This window comes from Acidipropionibacterium jensenii DSM 20535 (assembly GCF_000425285.1).
GTDB lineage: Bacteria > Actinomycetota > Actinomycetes > Propionibacteriales > Propionibacteriaceae > Acidipropionibacterium > Acidipropionibacterium jensenii.
Window position 1 is genome coordinate 90,888 of the sequence record NZ_AUDD01000004.1, and the last position, 24,531, is coordinate 115,418.

At 68.5% G+C, this 24,531-nt stretch carries 30 protein-coding genes and 1 pseudogene; 11 read left to right on the forward strand and 20 right to left on the reverse strand.

Annotated elements, in window-relative coordinates; translation table 11 throughout:
* Positions 1-20: 20 nt before the first annotated feature.
* Positions 21-479, reverse strand: coding sequence for a helix-turn-helix domain-containing protein (locus tag H590_RS14680; protein ID WP_036980888.1), 459 nt, complete (start codon positions 477-479; stop codon positions 21-23).
* A 116-nt stretch (positions 480-595) separates the two neighbouring features.
* Between H590_RS14680 and H590_RS17800 the strand changes: the two genes are divergently transcribed.
* Entirely contained in the window at positions 596-979 is a 384-nt protein-coding gene (locus tag H590_RS17800) for a TraR/DksA family transcriptional regulator (RefSeq protein WP_084149246.1), read from the forward strand.
* On the opposite strand, the gene H590_RS17140 is transcribed toward H590_RS17800, so the two are convergent.
* The 3 genes from H590_RS17140 to H590_RS0103510 form a co-directional block, all read right to left on the reverse strand.
* On the reverse strand, positions 879-1,745 hold the full coding sequence (locus tag H590_RS17140; protein ID WP_028702470.1) for an alpha/beta hydrolase family protein: 867 nt from the start codon (positions 1,743-1,745) through the stop codon (positions 879-881). The two genes, H590_RS17800 and H590_RS17140, sit on opposite strands and share 101 nt — an antisense overlap.
* A 3-nt stretch (positions 1,746-1,748) precedes the next feature.
* Positions 1,749-2,678 carry a hypothetical protein gene (locus H590_RS0103505; protein WP_028702471.1) on the reverse strand — a complete coding sequence of 310 codons (930 nt, stop codon included), beginning with the start codon at positions 2,676-2,678 and terminating at the stop codon, positions 1,749-1,751.
* Positions 2,679-2,802: 124 nt separating this feature from the next.
* Positions 2,803-3,297: a GNAT family N-acetyltransferase gene (locus tag H590_RS0103510; RefSeq protein WP_232020954.1), complete on the reverse strand. Its 495-nt coding sequence runs from the start codon at positions 3,295-3,297 to the stop codon at positions 2,803-2,805.
* A 116-nt stretch (positions 3,298-3,413) separates the two neighbouring features.
* On the opposite strand from H590_RS0103510, the gene H590_RS0103515 reads away from it, so the two are divergent.
* From H590_RS0103515 to H590_RS0103530, 4 genes are read left to right on the forward strand one after another with little or no spacing between them, the layout of a single operon-like run.
* Complete coding sequence (locus tag H590_RS0103515; RefSeq protein ID WP_028702473.1) at positions 3,414-3,743, forward strand: PadR family transcriptional regulator; 330 nt, start codon at positions 3,414-3,416, stop codon at positions 3,741-3,743.
* A gap of 16 nt (positions 3,744-3,759) precedes the next feature.
* Positions 3,760-4,131: a DUF1048 domain-containing protein gene (locus H590_RS14695; RefSeq protein WP_197720484.1), complete on the forward strand. Its 372-nt coding sequence runs from the start codon at positions 3,760-3,762 to the stop codon at positions 4,129-4,131.
* Positions 4,116-5,006, forward strand: coding sequence for an ABC transporter ATP-binding protein (locus H590_RS14700; protein WP_084149247.1), 891 nt, complete (start codon positions 4,116-4,118; stop codon positions 5,004-5,006). Before H590_RS14695 ends, H590_RS14700 begins: the two co-directional genes overlap by 16 nt.
* Positions 5,003-5,689, forward strand: a complete 687-nt coding sequence (locus tag H590_RS0103530) for an ABC transporter permease (RefSeq protein ID WP_414973631.1) — start codon at positions 5,003-5,005, stop codon at positions 5,687-5,689. The genes H590_RS14700 and H590_RS0103530 overlap by 4 nt, the downstream gene beginning before the upstream one ends.
* On the opposite strand, the gene H590_RS0103535 is transcribed toward H590_RS0103530, so the two are convergent.
* Positions 5,674-6,252, reverse strand: a complete 579-nt coding sequence (locus H590_RS0103535; RefSeq protein WP_028702474.1) for an NADPH-dependent FMN reductase — start codon at positions 6,250-6,252, stop codon at positions 5,674-5,676. The genes H590_RS0103530 and H590_RS0103535 overlap by 16 nt on opposite strands.
* A 101-nt stretch (positions 6,253-6,353) precedes the next feature.
* On the opposite strand from H590_RS0103535, the gene H590_RS14705 reads away from it, so the two are divergent.
* Positions 6,354-6,818, forward strand: coding sequence for a MarR family winged helix-turn-helix transcriptional regulator (locus tag H590_RS14705; protein WP_051238134.1), 465 nt, complete (start codon positions 6,354-6,356; stop codon positions 6,816-6,818).
* 42 nt (positions 6,819-6,860) lie between these two features.
* Here H590_RS14705 and H590_RS0103545 read toward each other — a convergent pair whose 3' ends face one another.
* From H590_RS0103545 to H590_RS0103590, 10 genes and pseudogenes are all read right to left on the reverse strand, one after another.
* A complete protein-coding gene (locus H590_RS0103545) occupies positions 6,861-7,445 on the reverse strand; it encodes a DUF1697 domain-containing protein (RefSeq protein WP_051238135.1) in 585 nt (194 codons plus the stop codon).
* A complete protein-coding gene (locus H590_RS18850) occupies positions 7,442-7,864 on the reverse strand; it encodes an NAD-dependent epimerase/dehydratase family protein (protein ID WP_232020955.1) in 423 nt (140 codons plus the stop codon). Before H590_RS18850 ends, H590_RS0103545 begins: the two co-directional genes overlap by 4 nt.
* Positions 7,865-7,965: 101 nt before the next feature.
* Positions 7,966-8,070, reverse strand: a pseudogene (locus H590_RS19400) (NAD-dependent epimerase/dehydratase family protein); the annotation flags it as partial.
* Positions 8,071-8,090: 20 nt separating this feature from the next.
* On the reverse strand, positions 8,091-8,987 hold the full coding sequence (locus tag H590_RS14715; RefSeq protein WP_051238137.1) for a sulfite exporter TauE/SafE family protein: 897 nt from the start codon (positions 8,985-8,987) through the stop codon (positions 8,091-8,093).
* An 827-nt stretch (positions 8,988-9,814) separates the two neighbouring features.
* Positions 9,815-10,408: a HesA/MoeB/ThiF family protein gene (locus H590_RS14725; RefSeq protein ID WP_028702477.1), complete on the reverse strand. Its 594-nt coding sequence runs from the start codon at positions 10,406-10,408 to the stop codon at positions 9,815-9,817.
* Entirely contained in the window at positions 10,405-10,707 is a 303-nt protein-coding gene (locus tag H590_RS0103570) for a ubiquitin-like small modifier protein 1 (protein ID WP_028702478.1), read from the reverse strand. Before H590_RS0103570 ends, H590_RS14725 begins: the two co-directional genes overlap by 4 nt.
* A gap of 104 nt (positions 10,708-10,811) precedes the next feature.
* Positions 10,812-11,273 (reverse strand): M67 family metallopeptidase, encoded by a 462-nt coding sequence (locus H590_RS0103575; protein ID WP_028702479.1) that lies wholly within the window; start codon positions 11,271-11,273, stop codon positions 10,812-10,814.
* Positions 11,270-12,253 carry a PLP-dependent cysteine synthase family protein gene (locus H590_RS0103580; RefSeq protein WP_036980896.1) on the reverse strand — a complete coding sequence of 328 codons (984 nt, stop codon included), beginning with the start codon at positions 12,251-12,253 and terminating at the stop codon, positions 11,270-11,272. Before H590_RS0103580 ends, H590_RS0103575 begins: the two co-directional genes overlap by 4 nt.
* Before the next feature lie 5 nt (positions 12,254-12,258).
* Entirely contained in the window at positions 12,259-12,729 is a 471-nt protein-coding gene (locus tag H590_RS0103585; protein ID WP_028702481.1) for a DUF4395 domain-containing protein, read from the reverse strand.
* A 40-nt stretch (positions 12,730-12,769) separates the two neighbouring features.
* Positions 12,770-13,201, reverse strand: coding sequence for a thioredoxin family protein (locus tag H590_RS0103590; RefSeq protein ID WP_036980897.1), 432 nt, complete (start codon positions 13,199-13,201; stop codon positions 12,770-12,772).
* Between the two features lie 424 nt (positions 13,202-13,625).
* Here H590_RS0103590 and H590_RS0103595 point away from each other — a divergent pair, with 424 nt between their 5' ends.
* The 3 genes from H590_RS0103595 to H590_RS0103605 all read left to right on the forward strand — a co-directional run bounded on the left by H590_RS0103595 (position 13,626) and on the right by H590_RS0103605 (position 15,728).
* Positions 13,626-14,012 (forward strand): hypothetical protein, encoded by a 387-nt coding sequence (locus H590_RS0103595; protein WP_028702483.1) that lies wholly within the window; start codon positions 13,626-13,628, stop codon positions 14,010-14,012.
* Positions 14,013-14,077: 65 nt separating this feature from the next.
* A complete protein-coding gene (rocD, locus tag H590_RS0103600) occupies positions 14,078-15,292 on the forward strand; it encodes an ornithine--oxo-acid transaminase (protein WP_028702484.1) in 1,215 nt (404 codons plus the stop codon).
* A 76-nt stretch (positions 15,293-15,368) separates the two neighbouring features.
* Complete coding sequence (locus tag H590_RS0103605) at positions 15,369-15,728, forward strand: VOC family protein (RefSeq protein WP_028702485.1); 360 nt, start codon at positions 15,369-15,371, stop codon at positions 15,726-15,728.
* A gap of 46 nt (positions 15,729-15,774) precedes the next feature.
* Here the strand turns inward: H590_RS0103605 and H590_RS0103610 are convergent, their stop codons facing one another.
* On the reverse strand, positions 15,775-17,439 hold the full coding sequence (locus H590_RS0103610; RefSeq protein ID WP_028702486.1) for an acetolactate synthase large subunit: 1,665 nt from the start codon (positions 17,437-17,439) through the stop codon (positions 15,775-15,777).
* Between the two features lie 51 nt (positions 17,440-17,490).
* Positions 17,491-18,348, reverse strand: a complete 858-nt coding sequence (locus H590_RS0103615; protein ID WP_028702487.1) for a hypothetical protein — start codon at positions 18,346-18,348, stop codon at positions 17,491-17,493.
* A gap of 123 nt (positions 18,349-18,471) precedes the next feature.
* On the opposite strand from H590_RS0103615, the gene H590_RS0103620 reads away from it, so the two are divergent.
* Positions 18,472-20,277, forward strand: a complete 1,806-nt coding sequence (locus H590_RS0103620; protein ID WP_028702488.1) for a lipase family protein — start codon at positions 18,472-18,474, stop codon at positions 20,275-20,277.
* Here H590_RS0103620 and H590_RS0103625 read toward each other — a convergent pair whose 3' ends face one another.
* The 3 genes from H590_RS0103625 to H590_RS0103635 all read right to left on the reverse strand — a co-directional run bounded on the left by H590_RS0103625 (position 20,278) and on the right by H590_RS0103635 (position 22,963).
* Positions 20,278-21,054, reverse strand: coding sequence for an LGFP repeat-containing protein (locus H590_RS0103625; protein WP_028702489.1), 777 nt, complete (start codon positions 21,052-21,054; stop codon positions 20,278-20,280).
* 186 nt (positions 21,055-21,240) lie between these two features.
* Complete coding sequence (locus H590_RS14730; protein ID WP_036980902.1) at positions 21,241-21,945, reverse strand: VIT1/CCC1 transporter family protein; 705 nt, start codon at positions 21,943-21,945, stop codon at positions 21,241-21,243.
* Positions 21,946-22,033: 88 nt separating this feature from the next.
* Positions 22,034-22,963, reverse strand: coding sequence for an HNH endonuclease (locus tag H590_RS0103635; RefSeq protein WP_161625997.1), 930 nt, complete (start codon positions 22,961-22,963; stop codon positions 22,034-22,036).
* A gap of 481 nt (positions 22,964-23,444) precedes the next feature.
* Between H590_RS0103635 and H590_RS0103640 the strand changes: the two genes are divergently transcribed.
* A complete protein-coding gene (locus H590_RS0103640) occupies positions 23,445-24,452 on the forward strand; it encodes an NADP-dependent oxidoreductase (protein ID WP_028702491.1) in 1,008 nt (335 codons plus the stop codon).
* The last annotated feature ends 79 nt before the right edge of the window (positions 24,453-24,531 follow it).

The following is a 24,531-nucleotide window of genomic DNA, read 5'->3' on the forward strand; positions in this document are numbered from 1 at the left end:
AACCGATCCTATCGGAAGGCTCAGTCAGTAATGCCTGCGTCGTCCTGAGCCTCGCGGACACGATTAAAGGTCTCGGCAGCCTGTCTGCGCTTCTCATCACGTGCTCGCATGACATCGGCAGTGGCCAATCGATGGTGGGTGCCGACTTTGCGTGCCGGAATCTCCCCCCGATTGATCCGCTTCATGAGGGTGGTGCGCGAGACGCCCAGCAGGTGGGCCGCCAGAGACGTTGTCAGCTCAGCTGGCATTGCTGTCACGGTAAGACTTCCTCCCTCGGCAATCGAATCCAGCATGGTCATGATGAGGTGGCCGAGTTCAACAGGAACGTCGACAGCGTTGGAGCCGTCCATGCGGGCACTGAACACGGGCCGTTGCCCGCCCTTTGTTGCAGCATTGATGCACTCAACTGCCGAGCGGGCTGCACGGGCCTCCTGATCTGTGGCGATGATGGTGCGTGTGACGCCAGTAGCTGCATTCATGGTTCATCTCCTTCACACACACGGTATGTGGTGTCACTTGCAACCGCAACCCACCGGGTGATCGTCCGGGACCGCCGTCGCCCCTCCTGGTGGTGGGTCGATCTAGCATCGAGAGCATGGATGACGCACTCGATCCCTCGGCTCTCCAGGCGGCCCGTGAACGGTTGGGGGAGGCCCGGGAGGAGGCGCTGCGCCGGTGGGACAGCGTCCAGAGTCGTGTCGAGGACCTGCGTCGTGACCGTGCCGAGGAGCCCGCGGACGACGAGCACGACCCGGACGGACCGACCCTCTCCTCGGAGTGGACGATGGCCGAGGCACAACGCGGTGTGGTGGAGTCCGCCATCGCCGAGATCGACGCCGCCCTGGCGAGGGTGGAGGACGGACGCTACGGTCTGTGCCTCAGGTGCGGCCGTCCGATCTCACCGGAGCGGTTGGCGGCCCGGCCCTCCGCGGCGACCTGTCTGGACTGCGCCCGACGAGCCAGTCGATCGCCTCGATGAGGATCTGGTGGCGATGGCACATCTCGGAGTGATCTAGGCCCTGGTGGTCCACGACGTCGATCCGGGGCCCCGGCCGGCCCTGGCCCTCGGGGCCGGTGGATCGTAACTCCGAGGCGAACCGGTGTGCCGCCTCGCCGGGCACATGGCTGTCGCGGGTCCCGACGTCCAGCCGCAGATCCAGTCTCCGCCGGTAGCGGTCGGTGTGCAGCAGAGGATCCAACCGGGAGCGCAGCCAGGACCCGGTGACACTGCCCTCGCCCTGATCGATGGGCCGCTCCGGCTGTCCGATCAGGGTCATGGCGGGGCGGGTCCAGTCCGGTGTGGCGGCGATCGCGGCGACCCGGAGGATCCGCCGGTCCGCGCCGGCCAGCGCAAGGGCGGCGTCCCCGCCCATTGAGATCCCGCCGGCCAGGATCGGACCAGGGATCCCGAACCTCTCGACGGCCCAGTCGAGGACCGCCATCGCGTCCAGAACGGTGCCCCCGAGGATCGGCCACATGGTGGCTCTGAAGTGCTCCATGACCTCGGCGAACAGATCGCCGGAGGGCCGGTCGGCCCGCATCCCGTGACGGGGCGGATCGATCGAGACCGCGAGGAACCCTGCGCACGCCAGCCGGCGAAGCGCCTGTTCGCATCCTGCTGCGGAGCCGCCCAGCGGAGGCAGCCACACCACCAGACCGCGCGGAGAACCGGCATGAGCGCCGACAACCCTGACCGGCACCTCGCCCACCGCGGTGACAATCGTCTGCGCGAGATCGACCTCCACCGGTCAGGACCTCTCCGGGATGCCCATGTGTCTCATGAATCCGGCGGCCGGGCGGATGTGCAGGGTGAGCTGGCCCTGCGTGTCGACCTGGCGACCGCCCAGGGATTCGATGCGGTTGTCCGGGGACCAGTAGAAGATCTCGCTGCTCAGCAGACCTCCGGGGTGGCGGACGTCATCGGCGGTGAAGGTCGTCTCACACGCCCGGATGAGATCGGTGGCCTGACGGCGCCAGCTGTCCCCGCTCATGACGGTGTACAGCACCAGCGACCGGTTCGGGATGGCGAATGCGATCCCGCGGGGTGCCGGACCGATGATCTCGGCACTCAGCAGGGCCATGTTCATCACCCGGGAGGCGAGGAACGGCGAGTCCCCGGTCAGCCCCCAGATGGGCCCCTCGACCTGGAACCGCTCCCCCACCGGTTCGGTGTCGGTGTTCCGCCGCCCCAGGCTGAAGGCGTCATCGATATCGACGGACTGCCTCTGGAGCATCCCCGACGTCATCACCACCACACCCCGGGGGCCGGACAGGGACAGCACCTCGAGAATGCCGGGGGCGAATCGGCGGGCGTAGGACAGGTCGGCCCCCGGGTCGCGGGTCTCGGCCCGCAGTTGGCAGCGCAGTTGGGACTCCAGCTCCTGGCGGCTCAGGGGCCACTGCCCGAGGTGCCGATCAGCGGCCAGCAGCAGTCTGACGTGGTCATCGACCGCGTCGGGCCACTCGGAGCGGATGTGCTGGCGGCGCAGCCGTCCCACCAGAGCGGCCAGCGGCCACTCGGTGCCGTGGCCGTCGAGCACCCTGGCACTCGCCAGGTCGTCGGCCTGCTCCAGATGGGAGGCGAGGCCGTGGTCGGCCAGGGCCCGGCGGACCAGTCCTCCCACCCACAGCGCGTCGGGCGGGGTCATCGGGGATCGGGAGTCGTGCGACGGGGCCATGGGGACCTCCGCAGGTCGTGGTGGCTGTCGAGTTGGTGCCAGCCTAACCACAGGACGGCGTCAGATCAGCAGGAAAAGCCGCTGATCGGGCGGATTGGCGCTCCCAGACCCAGCTGATTGCCCGTCAGGCCAGCGCGGCCAGGGCGCTGCCGGTGACCCGCTGGGTGGTCCACCCGCTCATCGGCTCGGCGCCGATCGAGCGGTAGAAGGCGATCGACGGGGCGTTCCAGTCCAGCACGGTCCAGTCCAGCCGCGGGTAACCGCGCTCCAGGCACAGCGCCGCCAGGCTGGAGACCAGGGCCTTCCCGAAGCCCCGGCCGCGGAACTCGTCGCGGACGTAGAGATCCTCCAGCCAGATTCCGTTGCGGCCGGTCCAGGTGGAGTAGGTGAGGTACCACACCGCGATCCCGACGATCTCGCCCCGGTACTCGACGACGTGGGCGAAGACACTCGGCCGATCGCCGAAAAGTGTCTCGGTGAGGGCGTCGACGGTGTTCTCCACCGCGTCCGGCTCGCGCTCGTAGGCGGCCAGGGCCTGGATGCAGTCGAGCACCCCCTGCTCGTCGCCGGGGTGTACGCGGCGCAGCACGGCGCCGTCGGCCAGGGATTGAGGGTTCACGTCCGGCAGGCTATCGGATCGGTGCTCCCAGATCTCTGCTGTCGGCCCTGTTGATCACCCAGTACTTAGAGTTACTATCTAGTAGTAGTCATTGACACTGAGTAGCAGGAGGACCGATGGGCCGACAGGCGACCGAGATGCTCAAGGGGATCCTGGAGGGAGTTGTCCTCGCGATGCTGTCCAACCATCCGGCCTACGGGTACCAGATCACCGCGCGGCTGCGAGAGCAGGGATTCACCGACATCGCCGAGGGCACCGTCTACGCACTGCTCGTCCGTGTCGAGCAGCGCGGCCTCGTCGATGTCGAGAAGGTCCCCTCGCAGAAGGGGCCGCCGCGCAAGGTCTACTCGCTCAGCGCCCAGGGACATGACTACCTCGATGAGTTCTGGAGGACCTGGAGCTTCCTCTCGGAACGACTGGAACGGCTCCATGGAGAGGTGGGATGACGATGAGCGTCAAGAGGTGGGTCGAGAAGGTGATCGGACCACTCGACCAGAAGAGGGAGTACCGGAGCTACCTGGCGCGCATCAGAGCGCTCCCGAGCCCTACCGCCAGACCGCGGCTGCCCTGCGGCGCTACTTCAACCACACCGCGGCGACGGTGCTGGACGTCGAGGGATCGATGCGGATGTGGAGCGACTTCGCCGACCTGTGGGAGGAGGCCGCCGCCGACGGCACCGCCATCGGCGACATCGTCGGGCAGGATCCGGTGGAGTTCGCCGAGACCTTCGCGCAGGCCTACACCGGCAAGCGCTGGGTCGACAGGGAGCGCCGGCTGCTGAACGAGGCCGTCGACAGGGCGAAGCGGGAGCAGCGGCGATGGCCACGCCGATGATCCAGGTCCGCGGGCTCGTGAAGTCCTTCAAGGACCTCGAGGTGCTGCGCTGGGTCGACCTCGAGGTGGGCCCCGGCGCCATCGTCGCCCTGCTCGGGTCGAACGGCGCCGGCAAGACGACGGTGGTCAGAATCCTGTGCACCCTGTTGAGGGCCGACGCCGGGATGGTCAGGGTCAACGGTGTCGACGTCGACCGGGATCCGACCGGGGTGAGAGGGGCGATCAGCCTCACCGGCCAGTCCGTGGCCGTCGACGAGATACTCACCGGTCGGGAGAACCTCCTCCTGGTCGCCAGACTGCGCCACCTCGACGATCCCCGGGCGGTGGCCGACTCCCTGATCGAGCGGTTCGGGCTCGCCGATGCGGCCGGCCGACGGGTGTCGAGCTACTCGGGAGGGATGCGCCGCAGACTCGACATCGCGATGAGCCTGGTCGGCGATCCGCCGGTGATCCTCCTCGACGAGCCGACCACCGGACTGGATCCGGAGGCTCGGGTCCAGGTCTGGGAGATGGTCAGGCAACTCGCCCGCCACGGCACCACGGTGCTGCTCACCACGCAGTACCTGGAGGAGGCCGAGGCACTGGCCGACAGGATCGCGATCCTGCACCGGGGCCGGATCATCGTCGAGGGCACCCTCGAGGAACTCACGAGGCTCCTTCCGTCACCGAGGGTCGAGTACATCCGCAAGCAGCCCAGTCTCGAGGAGATCTTCCTCGCCCTGGTCGGCAACGCCGACACCGGCGGGGACACTGCCGGATCCTGTGCTGCGCACCACGAAGGAGTGCAGAGACGACCACCGGGGCGCTGGGCGACACGGTCGTCCTCACCGGGCGGACCATGCGCCACGTCACCCGCAGTCTCGACACCATCATGACCACGGTGATCACGCCGGTCGCCATGATGCTGCTGTTCGTCTACGTCCTGGGCGGTGCGATCCGTACGGGTCAGGGGACGGGCTCCTACATCGACTACATGCTGCCCGGGATCCTGCTCATCACGATCGCCTCGGGAACCGCCTACACGGCATTCCGGCTGTTCGCCGACATCCGCAGTGGAATCGTCGAACGGTTCGCTGCCATGCCGATCGCCCGCTCGGCGATGCTGTGGGCCCATGTGCTGACCTCACTGGTCGCGAACCTGCTGTCACTGGTCGTGGGGGTCGCGGTCGCACTGCTGATGGGCTTCCGCAGCCCGGCGGGTCCGGGTGCCTGGCTGGCGGTCGCCGCGATCCTGGCGCTGTTCACCCTGGCTCTCACCTGGCTGGCGGTCATCCCCGCAATGACCGCTCACTCGGTGGACGGGGCGAGCGCCTTCTCCTACCCGCTGATCTTCCTGCCGTTCATCAGCTCCGCCTTCGTCCCCACCGCGACCATGCCCGGGCCGGTCCGGTGGTTCGCCGAGAACCAGCCGGTCACCCCGATCGTCGACACAATCCGCAACCTGTTCAGCGGGGCGCCGGTCGGACACGCGATCTGGTCGGCCCTGGGATGGATGACGGGGCTCCTGGTGCTGGCACTCGCCGCCGCGACCCTCATCCACCGTCACCGCAGCCGCTGACCCATCGAGCCGCCCAGCGCATCGCGGAACTGGGAGTCGATGTCGGCCAGCTGTCCGCGGACCGGGTCCAGAGTGGCCGCGGCGTCGATCAGCTGCCAGTCGGCGTCGATGTCGGAGGGTCCGATGACAGCCTCGACATGGGTGTCGAGGACCGTCATGTGCAGGCCGCGCAGCACCCGTTGGAAGGGTTCGGCAGCGGCGCTGCCGCCGTGGTTGCCGTAGCAGAGAAAGGTCGCGGGGCGGCCCTTCCACTCCTCGTACAGGAAGTCCATGGCGTTCTTGAGCACCCCTGGATACCCCCAGTTGTACTGCGGGAACACGAAGAGGAACCCGTCGAAGACGCGCACGGTCCGGCTCCAGGCGCGGGTGTGCTCGTGCTGGTAGTGGCCGAGGGCGGGCATCCGGGGCTCATCGAGGAAGGGCAGATCCACCTCGGCGAGGTCGAGCAGCTGGTAGCTCAACGCACTGTCCTGCGACAGGACGTCGCGGGTCCAGCCGGCGATGTCGGCGCAGATCCGGGTGGGTCGGGTGCTGCCGATGAGAACGGCGATCCTTGCGGTCATGGCGACTCCTGGTGTTCTGGAGGGTTCCGGTGCCTCCGGATGGTTCGTGACACGAACCAGTATTAGTTCGTGGGACGAATTGAATCAAGTAGGCTTGCGTCATGAGTGAAGCCCGTGACAAGAAGAGACACTCGCCGGACGTCGACCTGGTGGACGCCGTCGTGCAGCTGTCCTTCGCGGTGCAGACGGTTCTCGGCCGACTCGCCGAGTCCCAGGAGCTGTCGATCACCCAGACCCGGATGCTCGCCGTCCTGGAGGACCGCGACATCGGCGTTCAGGAACTGGCCGCGATCCTGGAGCAGGGGAAGTCGAGCACCTCCGGTCTGGTGACCCGGGCCGCCCGGCGAGGACTGGTGAGACGCCGCGAGGTGCCGGGTGACCGGCGCGCGGTCCACGTGGCCCTCACCCCCGCCGGTCGGTCCCTGGTCCGGGAGGTGCGCGAGGAGGTCCGGGTCGAGATCGGCCGGCTGACGACGGCCATGCCTCAGCGCGACCGCGACCGCCTCGCCCGGCTGGCCCGGGTCCTGGTCGACCAGTACGCGATCCATCACCGACTCCCGGTGTGAACCTCGGACGGGCCGGCGACGTGCGCCGGGACTGCTGGAGTATCAGGCGGTGAGCTGTGCGAGCCGGGTCACGGTGTTCCAGTTGCGGACGGTGACCACGGTGTCGCGGCCGACGACCGTCCTGCGCAGCACCGCCTGGGCCAGCGTGGAGCGACCGATGCCGTCCGGCAGCCACAGGTAGAGCACCCGGTCGCCCAGTGCGCACTGCTCGGGGGCGAAGGCGGCGCTCTCGATCCGGTCGAGGGGTGCGGGGTCGATCCGACGGTTCATGAAGGCCGCGTGGAGCTGCTTCCCCTCGATGTCGGCGGTCGGGAAGGGGCACTGGTCGATGACAGAGCGCAGATATGCGTGTCCGGCGACGAGGACGTCGACCGGTGTGCCGAACCGCTCGGCCAGGGCCGCGGCGACGCGCTCCTGGACGGCCCGCTCGTCCTGGTCTGCGGCGGTGAGGGCGGCCTGGCCGCTCTGCAGGTAGGTCACCACGTCCCGGTAGCCGAGGTCCTCCAGCAGCAGTCGCAGATCCGCCATCCGGATCCCCCGGTGACCGCCGACATTGATCCCGCGCAGCAGGACGGCGTACCGGTTCCCGCCTGCACCGACCTGGCCGGATTCTGGTGTGGCCCTCATGTCAGTGGAAGACTCAGCCGGTGATGGTCATGGAGCCACCTCAGGGCCTGGTGGACGGCGTCCTCGGGTTCGAACCGCGGGGCGTATCCGAGCAGCCTGCGGGCCTTGTCGATGCTGGCGTAGTGACTGCGGTGGAGGTGGCGCCAGCTGAGCTCGGCGTCCTCGGCGCTGGTCGCGTCGCGGAACTGTTGCCAGCTCACGTCCTCCAGCACGGCCGAGCGCCCGAACCAGCCGGCCGCGATGGTGGCGAACCCCCGTGCGCTCATCGCCGACCCGGAGACGATGTTGAGGTCGGCACCGACGACCCGGGGCCGTCTGTCCACCGCCCTCTCGAAGGCCTGGGCCACGTCGTCGGCGTGGACGTGGTGGAGCATCTGGGTTCCCCCGTCGGGAATCGGCAGCGGTGGCGGGGCGGCCAACCGGGACCAGACGGTGGGGTCGAGATTCCCCAGCGGCCCGCATCGGCGATCACCCGGGTGATCTCGCGCCACTCGGGTCCATCGGTGTACCGGGCGCCGCTGCCGCGGGTGATGGTCGTGACGCGGTGGCCGGCGCGGACGAGTCGGGGCACCAGGAATGATCCGATGTGCCCGCCCCCGCCGATGACCAGAATCCTCACCCGCACACTCTGTCAGACCCGGGGGGTCAGACCAGCAGGATCACACCGGCCACCGCACTGAGGATCAGGACGAGGGTGGTGAACACCCTCCGGTCGACCCGCCTGGCCAGTTGACGACCGACGAGGACCGTGGCGACGATCACCGGGACCATGATCGCCACCGGCCGCAGGTCGGAGCCGGTGAGCATCCCCAGGCTCAGTGAGAAGGGCAGCTTGATGAGGTTGAGGATGAGAAACAGCCACGCGGTGGTGCCCAGGAATCGGACCACCGCGAACCCCTCGGACAGGAAGTACAGGGAGGTGATGGGGCCCGCGGCGTTGGCGACCATCGTGGCGAATCCGGCCAGCACGCCGAACAGCAGGGACTTGGGGCTCACCCGGCGCCGGGTCCCGGTACCGGTGGTCGTCCCCCCGGCGGTTGCGCCCTCCCCCGCCGATCCGCGTCCTCCCTGGCCGTCATCACCGGCCGTGAGATCCGCAGTGTGATCGGCAGTGGTGGGGGCGGCAGCTGGAGTTGTGGGGGCCGTAGCGGGAGTGGCGCGTCGATGTCGGTTGCGCGCCATCACCGCGATGTTGATGAGGACGAAGGCCACGATGAGTACGCCGATGGTGCGCTTGGTGGCGGCGTTGTCGGCGACCAGCAGGAACCCGGACCCGAGCACGACGCCGACCACGATGTTGGGCAGAAGCCGCAACAGAGCCCGCCAGTCGACGTCCTTGCGATAGGCCCAGATCGCCGCCCAGTCGGCCACGATGATCAGCGCCAGGGTGATACCGGAGGCCTGACGGGCCGGGATCACCGCGGCGAGGAAGCCGATCCCCAGCACTCCGGCGCCGGGCAGGAATGACTTGTCCAGGCCGATGAGAATCGCCACCGCCACCAGCAGGAGCCAGGTGTCCATCGACGCCGACATCAGATCCATTGCACGATCCCCGTTCCCAAGTTGTCCCAACGCGCCTCATCATCGTTCTCCCGATGCGGCCGCCTGACAAATCAATGAATGGGACTGCCAAGTCACTGATTGGGAACTCCCCCGGCGCGACTGCGTGCTGGCACGGATGGCGGCGGCACCGGGTCGTCCTATTCTGCTGAGATGAGAACGCCTCCGGTGGCGGGGGTCCCGGTCACGGGGCTCGATCGCGGGCAGCTCAGGTCGCCGATGATCGTGGTCGGGGCGGCCTGGATCCTGGCAGCCTGCCTGGCCATCGGCGTCGCGGTGGCATCGATCGCCAGCCCGTGGCCGCAGTTCGCAGTGGCCTGTCTGCTCGGGGCGGTCTGTCTGGGACTGGCCACACTCGTGTGGTGGCGGGAACCCCAGCACCGGTTGGCCGGCTGGTTGTCGCTGGCCGGTTTCAGCGTGGTCGCGACGAACACCGTCGACCCGAACCGGATGGGGCCCTTCGACGGCAGTTGGATGCTGCTCTACCTGCCCTTCGCCATCATTCTGCTGCTGGTCCCCGATGGACGTTTGGCCGGCCCCCGGTGGCGACTGGTCGGATGGGCCATCACCCTGGATGTCGCGCTGTTCATGGCCCTCGTGGCGGTGCAGTGGCGGTGGCCCGGCGTCGCGGGACCGTTGACGGGGATCGGCACAGGACTGCTGCTGGGCTTCCTCGCCCTGCTGGTGGCCTGCGCCGCCGCCCCCGTCGTGCGGTACCGGCGCGGCGGGCGGCTCGAGCGCAGCAGACTCCGGTGGGTCCTGCTGGCCGGACTCAGTCTGCCCCTCACCCTGCTGCTGTGCTGGGCGAGCTACCTGGTGCTGGGTACCCCGGACCTGGTCGGGATCGGCCTGCTCGCGATGTATCTGGCGATCCCGCTGGCCGTCACCGTCTCGGTGCTGCGCCCGGAGCTGTTCGACGTCACCCGGGCGGCGGCGGCCACCGTGACCGCCGCATCGTTGAGCAGGTAGCGGGTCGGGAAGTTGTCGGTGCCGTCGACGACGACGTCATAGGGCTCGAGGATTCTCAGCGCGTTCTCGCTGGTGAGCGCCTCCTGGTGGGTGACGACCTGCACCCCTCGGTTGATCGCGCGGATCGAGTCCCGGGCGGAGGCGGTCTTGGGACGCCCGATGTCGCGGATGCCGTGGATCACCTGGCGCTGCAGGTTGGACTCGTCGACGACGTCGTTGTCGACCAGACCGACGGTGCCCACCCCGGCGGCCGCCAGATAGAGCGCGACCGGAGCTCCGAGGCCGCCGGCACCGACGACCAGGACCTTGGCGGCCCGGATCCGCTGCTGGCCCTCGATGCCGACCTCCGGCAGCAGGATGTTTCGGCTGTACCTGTCGAAGTCCTTGGGGCTGAGCGGCTCGATGCGGTCCTGAGGAATGATCGAGGCGGTCATCGACGGCTCCCCTCGCCGCTGTCGGGGGCACCGCCGGCGATGGCCGGCAGCAGCCTGACGGTGGAGTCCTCCTCGACCGCGGTCAGTTCTCCATCGAGCTGTCGGATATCGGAGTCGTTGACGAAGACGTTGACGTAGTCGCGCAGCGTGCCGTCCTCGTCGAGGATGTGAGGTGCGAGATCCGGGTAGGCGCTGGTGAGCTCCTTGACGACCTCCGCGACGGTCGTCCCCGGGAGGACGACCTGGCGTTGACGGTCGGTGTAGCTCTTCAGCACGGAGGGAATAGAGACGATGGCCATCGGAATGGCTCCTTTGCTGTGTGGTGACTGATGCGGTCGCCGATGTGGGTGACCGACGTGAAGGGGCGGCTGGGCGGGGACGGCTCGAGTGGCGGCGGGCCCGCTCAGATATTGGTGCTGAACTCGGCCTCCTGGGTCATGGTCGATCGGTCGGGAGTCAGCTCCCAGCTCGTGGAACGGGGCACGTCGACGGCCCCCTCGCCCTGACCGGCCCGGCCTCCCGCGGTGGCGACCACGATGTAGCTGAGCCCGGGGAAGGCGTGGTCCCGGTCGTAGTCGGAGGGGACCGCCGGGTGATCGGGGTGGGAGTGGTAGAAGCCGACGACGTCCAGACCTCGACGGGCGGCGTCCTCATCGGTCCGCTGGTAGTCGAGAGGGTCGATCCGGAACCGGTGGTACTGCTCCTCGGCCTCCCGGGAGTTGACGATCTCGACGATGTCGACGACCGTTCGGGCGCCGTCCCCCTGCGGGAAGCTCCCCAGCAGGGCCCCGCAGCCCTCCTCGGGGTAGGCGGATCGGCACTGGTCGTGGATCCTGGCCAGCAGGTCGTCTGTGATGGTGATCATCGTGGCTCCCAGAAGTGATCGCTGAGGTATCGCGAACCGGTGTCGGGCAGGACGGTGACGATCACGGTCCCGGGTTCGCCCCGGTGGGCGAGGTCGAGTGCGGCTGCGACGTTCGCGCCGGAACTGATGCCGCAGAACAGCCCCTCGCGAAGAGCCAGCGCCCTGGTGACCTCGTAGGCGCGGGCCGTGGTGACGGTGACCACCTCGTCGATGAGCGACTCGTCGAGGATCGAGGGCCGGATGGTGGAGGCCATGTGCTTGGTGCCCTCGATGCCGTGGAGCGGGGAGTCCGGCTGGACGGCGACCGCCTGCACCGCCGGGTTCTCCGCCTTGAGCCGGCGTGAGGTCCCCATCAGAGTCCCGGAGGTCCCCATCGATGCGACGAAGTGGGTCACCGCCCCGCCGGTCTGACGCCAGATCTCCGCCCCGGTGCCCAGCTCATGGGCGCGCGCGTTGACGGGGTTGTCGTACTGGTTGGGATAGAAGTACCGGTCAGGCTCGGCCGACACGAGCTCCCGGACGTGTTCGAAGGCTCCATCGGAGCCGTCCTCGGCGGGCACCGTGTCGATGACGGTCGCACCCAGGCAGCGCATCGTCTGTTTGCGTTCCGGACTGGTGTTCTCCGGCATCACGAGGGTCACCGGGATGCCCAGTGAGGCGCCGATCATCGCGAACGCGATGCCGGTGTTGCCGCTGGTCGCATCGATGATGGTGGGCACGTCTCGGAGAGGGATCCCGTTGCCCGGTCGCCTCAGCAGACCTCGCTGCAGGCCGTCGAGGACCATGGCCGCGGCTGCCCGGTCCTTGATGGAGCCGCCGGGATTCATGAACTCGGTCTTGGCGAACACCCGGATGCCGGTGGGCACGGTGCCCACCCTGGTGAGTTCCACCAGCGCAGTGCCTCCGATGGCCGCCAGCAGAGGATGCTCTGCCAGACCCAGGCTGTCCTGAGGGGTCGATGTCTGCGTCGTGCTCGTCATCGCACTCAGGCTCCTGCCGTGCGGTGAATGACTCCGGCCCTCACCAGAAGTCCGTGGATCTGGCAGCCGAGGCACAGACCGATGGCGGCGTTGAGGAAGGTCGCGATGAAGGCCAGGGCGGCGGCGACCGGGATCGCCGGCCCCACCCCGATCAGACCGAGAATCAGTCCGGCCCCGGTGATGATCAACCCGACCAGCTGGGCGAATCGGGGTGGGGCGGCGTCCTCGGTCTCGGTGGTCGGGGCGAGCCGTGGTCGGATGGTGCGGAACAGGGCGCTCCAGGGGTGCAGGGGTGAGTCCAGGGCCCCCAGGGCGAAGATCGCCACGATCGCGGCGAGCAGGATGAGCGCGGCCGCGGTGGCCCCGATCAGGGCGAGCACGATCTCCACGGCGAGCAGGAGGCTCATGATCGCGGCGCCGAAGCGTGGGGCCCGCACGTCGATCTGGCTGCGGTGCGCGGCCGTCGCACTCGTCACGGTTCCGGGAGTGGGCGTGTGCTGTGGTTCAGTGGACAGTTCAGGCTCCTTCGGGGTGCGTGACGGCCTCGAGGTGACGTGTGAGTTCGGATGTCGTGGGAGGTCCTGAGAACCTCACTCGGATCTGCCCGGAGGTGTCGAGCAGGAAGACGGTGGGGGCGCTGAGAATGTTGAGACGCCGCGCCAGGTCCGGGTGGGCGGCCGTGTCGAGTTCGATGTGCTGGACGCCGGGATGCTGGGCACTGAACTGCGCGAGGAGTCGGGACGCGGCTCGGCAGGGGGCACAGATCTCGGTGCCGAACTGCACGAGGGTTGCGACCTGGCCGAGCCGGTCGGCCACCGCAGGGATGGGAAGCTGCTGAGGACCGCGCACCCTGCGGCCCCTTCCGCGGTGGCGGGCGAGGATGACGGCCAGCAGGGCCGACGTAGCCACCAGAAGGGCCACCACGGCCAGCGCAATGGGTACAGACATGACTGGTCTCCCGAGCGGGATCGAGCGAGAAGAAGGTGCAACAGCAGGGATCTCAACCCTTCAACAGGGAGCCCCGACGGCGCGGCGGTGTGCGGGTCAGCGCATTCGACAACAGGCGCGGATGATGGACGGTGCCGCCATCGTGTAGCCCTGCTGCTCAGTCATGTCCGGCACAGTACAGGTGCCGGAAGAAATGATCTATGCAGAACTCAGGAATGACGCAATGACGCGGTTCTCGCCGTCGAAAGTATCGAATAGCGATACTGCGTCTTGAAATACGGGATCCGTTCGGGTCCATCTCCGTGCTGCCACGGACCTCGGTCCCGTGCCGCCCCGGTGCCGGCGACACCGCGATCTCAGGAGGATGGAGTCAGCCTCGCAGATCCGGGGCCGAAGGCACACAATCAAGGCAGGAGCCCCTCCCATGACTGCTCAGACCGTCTCCACATCTCACCCCTCCAGCATGCTGCGCTCCGGGACCGTGCTGGCCCTGGCCCTGGCTGCTCTCGACATCGTCGGCAAGCTGGTCGTCGGGCTGACGACCCCGCCGGTCCTCGTCGTCGTGCTCACCATCGTGTTCGCGGTCGGCACCCTGATCGGCTGCGGCTGGTCGTGGCGCGGCCTCGGACGGGGAACCTGGCTGGTCGTGGTGACACGACCGCTGGCGACGCTGATGGCGATCCCGCTGTTCTTCATCCCCGACGCACCGAGCAATGCCGTCCCGATGGCCGCCGTGGGTTCGGCACTGACCGTCGTGGCCATCGTGATGCTCCTGGTCGGGCAGCACCAGGTCTCCCGACGAGCGAGCTGACCGTCCCCGGGCCGGGTCCCCGGGGTCCGGCCCGGCAGGGGCCGGTGGCACGTAGCCTTGAGGGCATGGCCACTGATTCCGCCTCGGCCTGCATCAGGCAGACCGAGCGTTTTGGAGCTCACAACTATCAGCCGTTGCCGGTGGTGATCGCCTCGGGACAGGGAGCCTGGGTCCTCGATGTCGAGGGCCGCAGGTACCTGGACTGTCTGGCTGCCTACTCGGCGCTCAACTTCGGTCACCGCCACCCCGCACTGGTCGCCGCGGCCCACGCCCAGCTCGACCGGCTCACCCTCACCAGCCGCGCCTTCCACAACGACCGGCTGGGCGAGTTCATGGAGCGTCTCGCCACGCTGGCGGGCACCCAGATGGTGCTCCCGATGAACACCGGCGCCGAGGCGGTGGAGTCGGCGATCAAGGTGGCCCGGACCTGGGGCTATCGGGTCAAGGGAGTGCCGACCGACCGGGCCAGGATCATCGTCGCCGCCAACAACTTCCACGGCCGCACCACCACCATCGTCGGATTCTCGAGCGATCCGGGTGCCCGGGACGGTTTCGGACCCTTCACCCCCGGTTTCGACACCGTCCTCTACGGGGACGCCGAGGCGCTGGCCGCGGCGATCACCCCCGAGACGGTCGCCGTCCTCATCGAGCCGATCCAGGGCGAGGCCGGCGTCATCCTGCCTCCGGAGGGCTACCTGGCCCAGGTGCGCCGACTCACCGCCGAGCACGGGGTTCTGTTCATCGCCGACGAGATCCAGTCGGGGCTGGGACGCACCGGCGCCACCTTCGAGTGCGACAACGCCGGGGTGCGTCCGGACCTCTACCTGCTCGGCAAGGCGCTGGGTGGAGGGATCGTCCCGGTCAGTGCGGTGGTCGGGGAGTCCTCGGTGCTCGGGGTGCTCAGACCCGGGGAGCACGGCTCGACCTTCGGCGGCAACCCGTTGGCCGCGGCCGTCGGCATCGCCGTGGTCGACCTGTTGGAGACCGGCGAGTACCAGTCGCGGGCGCGCGAGCTGGGAGCGGTGCTGGGTCGGCGTCTCGAGGAGCTGGTGGGCGCCGGGGTGCAGTCGGTGCGGGTGCGCGGCATGTGGGCCGGGGTCGACATCGATCCGGACCTGGCGACCGGACACCGGGTCTGCGAACTGCTGGCCGAGCGCGGAGTGCTGGCCAAGGAGACCCATGGCTCGACGATCCGTCTGGCTCCCCCGCTGGTGATCACCGCAGAGGAGATCGACTGGGCGATCGACCAGCTGAGAGAGGTCCTGGCCGAGCTGTCATGATCCCGGTCCGGGCCGGGGTGACCCCAGGACGGGCAGAATCTCGCGTCAACCGCTGACACAACCACTGGAGGTTGAGATGGCTCACGGAGACATCACCCACGTCGAGATTCCGGTCTCCGACTTCGCCCGGGCGACGACGTTCTACTCCGACCTGTTCGGATGGAAGATCGCCACGATTCCCGGATTCGAGACCTACCCCATGTGGCAGGCCCCCAACAAGATCTCGGGCGGGGCGCTCACCCCGTGCACCGAGGACTTCACCGAGCCGCGCTCCTTCGTCGAGGTCGACTCCATCGACGAGACCCTGGAGAAGGCCACAGCCGCGGGAGCCACCGTCGTCACGCCGAGGAGCCCCATCGACGAGAAGAGCTGGTGGGCACTGATCACCGACCCGGACGGCAACCACATCGGGTTGTACGAGGGCGACGTCAGCTGATCCGGAGACACCCGGGCGGACCCGCCGCGGGTGCCGGCGGGACCGTTCAGAGCTGGACGGTCAGCTCCCCCAGCCGGTCGGTGAGGGCCAGGTTCTCGCTGTAGTCCACCGGGCAGGCGATGACGTGCACCCCGCCGTCGTCCAGCGCCGCGCGCAGGGTGGGCGCGAGCTCGTCGGCGGCGGTGATGAGGTGTCCCTGAGCACCGAACGAGTGCGCATAGGCCACCAGGTCGGGGTTGGTGAAGTCGACCTCCTCGTGGCGTCCCAGCTCCATGTCCATCTTCCACTTGATGAGGCCGTAGGCGTCGTCGATCCACACCAGGGCCACCAGCGGGATCTGCTCGCGCACCGCGGTCTCGATCTCCTGGGAGTTCATCAGGAAGGCGCCGTCGCCCATCGCCGCCAGGACCTTGCGGTCGGGCACCGCCAGGGCCGCCCCGAGCGCCCCCGGCAGTGTCCAGGCCATCGTCGACAGGCCGTTGGAGATGACGCAGGTCTCCGGATCCTCGGTCGGGTAGAGCCGAGCCATCCACATCTTGATGGCCCCGGTGTCGACCAGCACGATGTCCTCATCGCCCAGTGCCGAGCGGATCTCGTGGACCACCCGCTGCGGCTTCATGGGGAAGGAGTCGTCCTCGGCTCCGCGCTGCAACTCATCGTGGAGCAGCCTGCGAATGGGGGCGTGCGGGAAGTTGAAGGGGCGCAGGCCGGCATCCCGCGCCGCCTCGGTGAGAGCACGGAGGGACTCGGCGACGTCGGCCTCGATGTTCACCGAGATCTGGTAGTCGGCGTCCTCGTCCTGGGCGAAGCAGTTGACGTGGACGATCGTCTTGTCACCGGTCGGGTTGATGCGGGCCGGGGCGAACTCTTGGAGCTCATAGCCCACGGCGAGGATGACGTCGGCCTTGTCGAAGGCGAAGTTCTCGTAGTCGTGGCGCATGAACCCCACCACTCCCAGCGCATTGGGGTGGGAGTCGGGCAGTACCCCCTTGGCCTGGAAGGTGGTGGCCAGCGGCAGGTTGAGGGTCTCGACCAGTTCGCGCAGCGGAACCTCGGCGTGGGACCGGGCGACTCCGTGCCCGGCGAGGACGATGGGCGAGTGGGCGGTCTGGAGGGCCTGTATCGCGGCATCGATCTGGGCCGGGTCGGGCAGCGCGTGGTGCGTCGGCCGGGAGACCAGGGGCACCAGGGAGGCGTCGGCGATCTCGGACTCGACGTCCTGGGGGACGGCGATATAGGTGGCCCCCGGCCGCTCGGCCTGGGCCAGATCGAAGGCCTTGCGAAGCATCTCGGGCACCGCCTCGGGACGCTGAATGGTCGCCGACCACTTGGTCACCGGAGCGAACATCGTCTCCAGATCGACGATCTGGTGGGACTCCTTGTAGATCCGGTTGAGACCCACCTGGGCCGAGATCGCGACCACCGGAACCGAGTCGGTGGTGGCGTCGGTAACCCCCAGCAGCAGGTTGATGGCGCCCGGGCCCAGGGTGGCGGTGCACACCCCCGCCCGGCCGGTGAGACGGCCGTAGACGTCGGCCATGAAGGAGGCGCCCTGCTCGTGGCGGACCAGCACGAACCGGATGCTGGGGTCGTCGTGGATCTCCTGGACGAGCTGGATGTTCTCCTCGCCGGGAATACCGAAGACGACCTCCACACCCTCCTGTCGGAGGCACTCGGTGATCAGGCGGGCGACAGTGCGGTCTGTGTTCACAACCGACATCCTCCCCCATCGGCTCGTCATTGTCCCGGTCATCGGCGGCAACTACGCCCGAAGCGATGGCGAACAGTCCAGGACGGACTCGGGCAGTCCCCACATCGGCACCGTGGACCGCCCGGGACAATTGGCGTGGCTCTCGGCGATCCTCTCCCCGTAGTCCCGGGCTCCTGCCCCCAGCAGGTTCTCGTAGATGAGGTCGAACAGCCCGAAGGCCGGTCCGAAGGCGGCGACGGCCAGCGTGTGGCCGGTCTCGTGGGCCACCACGGCATCACAGGTGGTGTCCGGCGAGGACTCGTCGATGTAGCCCGGGTTCACGAAGACGATGTTGCCCATGTCGAATGCGGTGGGGCCGTGGATGAGGCCGCCGTGGATCACCAGGGCACCCACCGTCGGGTCCAGGACAATCCTGAGGATCCTGGCTCTGGACCATCGGTGGAGGATTGCACCCGCCGCCGCGAGGCTCACCAGGCAGAACGCGGCACCGAGTGCGGTCGCTCCCCACGACATCGGCATCAGCCAACTGGCCCATCCCAGCACGCGCTGGTATCTCGGACTGAGGGCCATCGCGTCGACGGCGGCGAGCAGGGTGACAAGTCCCAGGATCACACCGATCACCGGGGTCAGGACCACGCCGGCCAGGACGGTGTTCATCCCGGCATTGACGCCGATCATGAACCGCCGGAGGAACTGGCCGAGAACTGCCGCGTGGTCGGTTCTGCTGGCCGCCACGTAGGGAATCACGGTGACAGCCAGGGACGCCGCCACCGCCAGCCCTATTCCCGCCGCAGTCCCGAGGGCTCTTCCGCCGACCACCGCCCCGATGGCCAGAGAAACCCCCACGGCCAGGCCGAGCACCGCGCCCGCGATCGACCCGGCGGTGTTCCACGATGTAGGGCGCTGCATCGGAGGACTCCTGGCTGTGGGAACAGTGGCAGGGACAATCTCGCACCTGGACGGATCACCGCGCCAGTGCGGGGTTCGATCGGCCCGAGGCAGGATCCGGGGGGCGATCACTAGGCTCGCGGGGTGAACCTCTTGTGGGATGGTCCGGGCCGACTGGTGAACCTGGCGCCGCGCTGGCTGTTGGGAGCGGCCGGTGCCGTGGTGCTGGCGCTCGGGATCCTGCTCGTGCCGCGACCGCTGTCCTCCGCAGCCGTGCTGTGCCTGTGGGCGGCGGTCAGCCTGGCACTCACCGGCGTCCTGGATCTTCTCGGTCGGCGCCGGGACGCCGGATCGGCGGATCGCCGTGCCGCAAGGGCGAGCCGGCCCGCCTGGATCGGTCCTGCGGTCTCGGTGGCCTCGGTCCTCCTCGGCGTCGCCGTCGTGGTGCTGCTTCGCCAGACGATGGCGATTCTGCCCATCGTGCTGGTCGCCGCGCTGATCTGCTGGGGCCTGGTGCGCGCCAGGGCGGCGCTGCATCGATCCTCCTCCCCCACCGCCCGGGTGCTGGCCGGATCGCTCGGCGTCTCGGCGATCGCACTGGGCGTGGTCGCGGCCTGGTGGCCCGATCTCGCCCTGGTGCTGGCCGGGGCGGCCTTCGCGGTCCGAACGGTGGTCGGCGGCATCACGCTGGTGGCGCGGGCCATCGCACCGGGTCAGAGACCCCGGTTCCCGCGGCGCCCAGCGGCTCTCAGACCGGTCCTGCGCGTCATCGCCGCGGTGCTGGTGGTGGCCCTGGCAGCCGGCGGCCTCCTCGGCAGCCTCAGACTGCGCTCCGGCACACCGGAACTCACCGACTTCTACCGGACTCCGGCGAGCCTGCCTGCCGATCCGGGCGTCCTGATCCGCAGCCAGCGCTACACCACCGACGTCCCGGACGGCGTCACCGCCTGGCGGATTCTCTACACCACCACCAATGCCGACGGCAGCCCTGCGGTGGCCAGCGGCATCGTGGCGATCCCGTCGGCGCCGGGCAGCGGGCCCCACCCGGTGGTCGCCATCGCGCACGGGACGATCGGCATCGCCCGCAACTGCGCCATCAGCCTGGGCGGAAGCGCCCTCACCGAGGCCGCGATCCCGGCGATGAAGCAGGTCTTCGCCAACGGCTGGACGGTCGTCGCCACCGACTACACCGGCCAGGGCGCCGAGGGCCGCTATCCCTACCTTGTGGGGCAGTCGGAGGCCCGATCCACCCTGGATGCCGTTCGCGCCGCCCGAGAGCTCACACCGCTGACCCGCCGGACCGTGGTCTGGGGCCACTCCCAGGGAGGACATGCCGCGCTGTGGACCGCCAAGATCGCCGCCCGCTACGCCCCAGACGTGCCGATCACCGCGACCGCGGCCTTCTCCCCCGCCAGCGACCCCTACGACCTCGCACGCAAGGTGCTGGCCTCCGGATCCAGCCTGTCGAACATCGTCACCGCCTATGTGGCGGCCTCCTACACCCGGATCTATCCCGACATCAGCCTGGAGCAGTACCAGAACCCGGCGGCGTCGGTGCTGGTCGACCAGGCGGCGAGGCGCTGCGCGAGCTCACCAGACATCCTGGTCAGCGTGCTGAGCCTGTCGGCCGTCTCCCACGACCGGCCGGTGTTCTCCGCCGACCTGGGAGAGGGCGCGCTGGCCGACCGACTCAGGCAGAACCTGGCCTCGGGCCCCTTCCAGGGCAAGGTGTTCATCGCCCAGGGAACCGCGGACGAGGTGATCCCGATCTCCCTGCAGCGCCGGTTCGTCGCCGACCGGTGCGCGGCCGGCCAGCCGATCTACTTCCGGGAGTATCCGGGGCGCACCCACATGGGCATCCTGGCCGCCGGGTCCCCCTTCCCGGCCGACCTGGTGGGTTGGACGCGGCAGGCCTTCGCCGGAACGGCGAAGGCGTCGAACTGCCGATAGTCAGGCGAAGACGGCATCGTCGCCGGGAGGCTGGTAGGCGACCGGGCCCAGCTTGACGGTGACCGTTGCGGATGGGTCGACGCTGATCGACCCGTTGACGAAGGTGCTGCGGAACCCGCCGGAGCCGTCGGGCTCGACATCGCTGGTGGCAGGTCCGAAGGGCCCGCCGGCCCCCTGCGCCTGCCACCAGGTCTGGAGGATCGGCCCGTGCACCTCGAAGACGTCATCGGCCGCACCGGCGACGATCAGTCCGGTCACCGTGCCGGTCGGGTCGTCCCAGTTGGTCCACCAGTACAGGTAGGGGCCGGTTCCCAGCCATGGGGTCAGGGGCGGGGGCTCCTCCCCCTCGTCGAAGAGCCTCACCGGTGCGTCGGCGTCCTGGAGGGCACCGGCCTTGGAGATGATGACGACGCGCATGTCGTCGCGGTGGGAGATCTGGCGGTCGATTCGGTCCAGGGTGCGCGGTCTGACGAAGCCGTCCAGGACGCCCCTCGGATCGTCGGGCGGAAAGCGGATGTTGTAGCGGGTCTTGAGTGCCAGGGCCGATGCCGCGGTGACCGGACCGAAGTCGCCGTCGACGAACCTGAGGCGGCTCGGGTAGTGGTTCTCCTGGGGGAATCTCTGCGCCCAGTGCAGGTCGTAGAGGGCATTCTGGACGGCCGCCACGGCCTTGGGGTCGCTCTCCCTCTGGAGCTTCCTGGTCCCGGTGTCGGGATCGTCGCGGATCTCTGCCAGCGTGGAGTTGTCATCGAAACGAGTGGACCTGAAGACGCTCATCGCATTGCCTGTCGTCGCATCGGTACCCCTGGCGGGGTCATCTCGGGAGAGTTTCGTCGACCGGGACTGGTGCGCGGCCCTGACAGCGCCCAAGGGGTGATCTCATGTCGTTGAGAGTCATCGGTTCGCGGATTGTACCTCCCATCTGGTTCACGCCAGGGGCGATCGGTGGCCCGCAGCGCGGGGTCACAGCACCAGGAGTCCGACCAGGTAGCTGATGGCCATCGTGGCCAGACCCACACCGAGGGATCGGAGAAGGGTGCGCCTCAGATGGGTCCGGCCCAGGCGGGCGCTGAGGACGGAGGTGATGGTCAGGGAGATGACCACCGCCGCGACGATCGCCAGGGACTCCATCCGCGACGGGAAGAAGAAGGAGATCAGCAGCGGGATGAGGGCGCCGACCGCGTGCACCAGCCCGGCGCCCACCCCCGCCCGCAGGGTCGACGCGGTGCTGCGGATCTCCCTGATCCCGTACTCGGTCTCAAGTTGGACGCTGAGTGGATCGCGTGCCATCAGCTGGCGTGAGACCTCCTCGGCCACCTCGGGAGTCAGCCCCTTGTCCAGGTAGTAGGTGGTGAGTTCCCGGGCCTCGGCCTCGGGGTTGTCCTGGATCTCGCGCTGCTCGTCCTCGCTGGCTCTCAACTGCGAGTCGCGCTCGGCGGAGGCCTCGGCCCACTCGGCTCCGCCGACACTGAGCATCCCCGCGATGGTGGCGGTGGCCGCGGCGGTCAGGAGCACCTGGTCGCCGGCCCCGGCTCCGGCGAATCCCTCGAGGATGCCCGCGGTGGCGATGATCCCGTCATTGGCTATCGCGAACCAGGTGCGCGCCTCGCCGTCGTCGGATGCGGCCCAGCGCCACCGTCTCGGTGCCCGCGGCACGGACTCTGTCACGCTCGCTCCTTGGTGGGTCGGTCCTGGCGGCTGCCCGGCCGCGCGGGATCACGCTATCCCGAGTGCGTCCCGCGCAGGGACTCCCCGGTCAGCGGACGCCGGTGAGCACCTTGTTGGACTTCCTGCGGTTGCATCGCCAGCACAGCGTCTGCAGGTTCTCCGGCACGGAGTGTCCCCCTCGTGAGACCGGAATGATGTGGTCCACCTCGAGAAGAAGGTTGGGACTGGTGTGCTGGGAGACTCCGCAGATCTGGCAGGTGTAGTCGTCGCGGCGCTTGATCTGGTCCCGCAGTTTCTGCGTCATTCTGGAGCGCTCCTCGGCGGCGCTCCGGCCCGTCTGGATCCGTCTCGACACCTCGGAGATGAGACTGTCCAACAGGGCCGTGTTGAGGGTGACCGTTGCTCTGTCCACGCTGCGACCTGCGGGGCTGCGGTACTCGAAGACGAAGACGGGATACGGCAGGTCGCAGTACTGCGGGACGATTCCCAGTTTGCCGACGAGGGTCGGTGTGAAGTGCTTCATGATGTAGCGGGGAACGCCCATCGACGTCAGGATCTTCTCCTCGTCGCGCGCGAGGATATGTGTTGCATACTCGAGGACGCCGAGGTCGTCGCGCAGCCTGCTGAGCGTGAACAGTCCCATCCGGTCGGCTCTGAAACCGGAGTACTTGTACTTCGTGAGGTACTTCACCGGGTCGTGGGCGACGCCGTCCACGATGCTGCGCGAACAGTTCACCATCTGCTTCATGCCGTATCCGAGGGCACCGTCGCGGGGAGGATCCACCCGGAACACCTGGCACTCGTCGCGGGTGGGGTAGGAGTAGGTGTCCTTCGTCGTCTCGCCGATCTCGAATGTCTGTCTGCGTCTCACGGAGACGACGTACTTGGCGGTGTCGTTGTACTCGGACACCAGCTTCGCCACTTTTGACCGGCGGTCCAGGAAGGTCTTTCCCCGGAAGTATGAGTAGGCGCGGATCGGCAGGGTTCCGTAGTAGATGATCGGGAGGAGAGCGAGCACCACAATGATCGTGATGGATGCTTCAGGAAGCGACATGACCACTCAGAACCCATTCTTCGACGTGTCCGTCAACATCGACGCCGTGATCGAGACTCAATACCCTCGGTATCGGGAGAAACCGAAGCAGATGGAGGCTACACCCAAGGTTCTGGACCGGGACGGCCAGGTCGCGGCGCCGAGGACGGTGCCGCCTCTCAGGCCCCCCGCGCGAACCGGCCATGGAACAGGGCGGCCCGGAATCGGGCCGGATCGGTCGGCCTGCTCGCACTGGTAGCAGAACATATGGTGGTCCCTTCCCCCAGCCGGGACGAGCCCGGCCTGTCTGAGTTTTTGACTAGTTGATCCCCGTTATTGATGGGCAGTCTGTTCATCGACCCTTGTCGGGAGTCGCCCGGGGTCGGGGAGGGCGACCCTCGTGATGGAACCGCCGTTTCTTGCGGGCTCCGGAGCACGCGAGTGGATTCAAGGAGAGAGAAGCACCATGAGAGCGTTTGTGTTCGACGGCTACAGGCAGCCTGTCCACGAGGCCGATGTCCCGGAGCCCGTGGTCGGGGACCGGGACGTCCTGGTCCAGGTGGAGGCGGCGGGTCTCAACCACATCGATGAACGGCTCCGGGCAGGAGAGTTCAAGGCGATCCTGCCCTACAGGACGCCGGTCATCCTGGGTCATGAGCTCGCCGGGACCGTCATCGGCACCGGCCCGCAGGTCACCGGATTCAGCGTCGGGGACCGGGTCTTCGGCCGTCCTCGGGACCTGCACATCGGCACCCTCGCTGAAAGGATCGCGGTCGATGAGGCCGACCTCGCCCCCTCTCCGCGCTCCGTCAGCACCGTGGAGGCGGCCTCACTGCCGCTGGTCGCGCTCACCGCGTGGCAGGCCCTGACGGAGAGGGGTGGTGTGACGGCCGGGAAGAAGGTGCTCATCCATGCCGGTGCGGGCGGAGTGGGTGCGATCGCGATCCAGCTCGCCAAGCACCTCGGTGCCGAGGTGGCGACCACCGTGTCGGGCAGGAATGCGGACGTCGTCCGGGGCCTCGGCGCCGATGTGGTCGTCGACTACCGCAGCCAGGACTTCGTGCGCGAGCTCTCCGGCTACGACTTCGTGCTGGACTCCCTGGGAGGGGAGAACCTCACCAGGTCATTCAGGGTCCTGAAGCGCGGCGGAGTGGCTGTCGGGATCTCCGGGCCGCCCACCCCTGCGTTCGCCAGGGCTGCCGGACTGAACCCGGTGGTGCGTCTTGCCATCTCGGCTATGAGTTACAGGACCCGAGCTGTGGCCGCAAGACTCGGCGTCTCCTACGAGTTCCTGCTCATGCACGCCTCGGGAGACCAGCTGCGCCGGATAGCGGAGCTGGTCGACGCCGGCGTGATCCGCACCACGGTCGGCGCGACCTTCCCCTTCGACCGGACCGCGACGGCACTCGCGACGCTGAGCACGAGCGGCATGCGTGGCAGGACCGTCGTCACCAGCCCGGACCACACGGCCTGACCTCGTCTTTCCACGGCGAGCCGCCACGAGAGGAGTCGAGACCGCGAGAACCCACGCATGGGCGCGGGGATGGACCTAC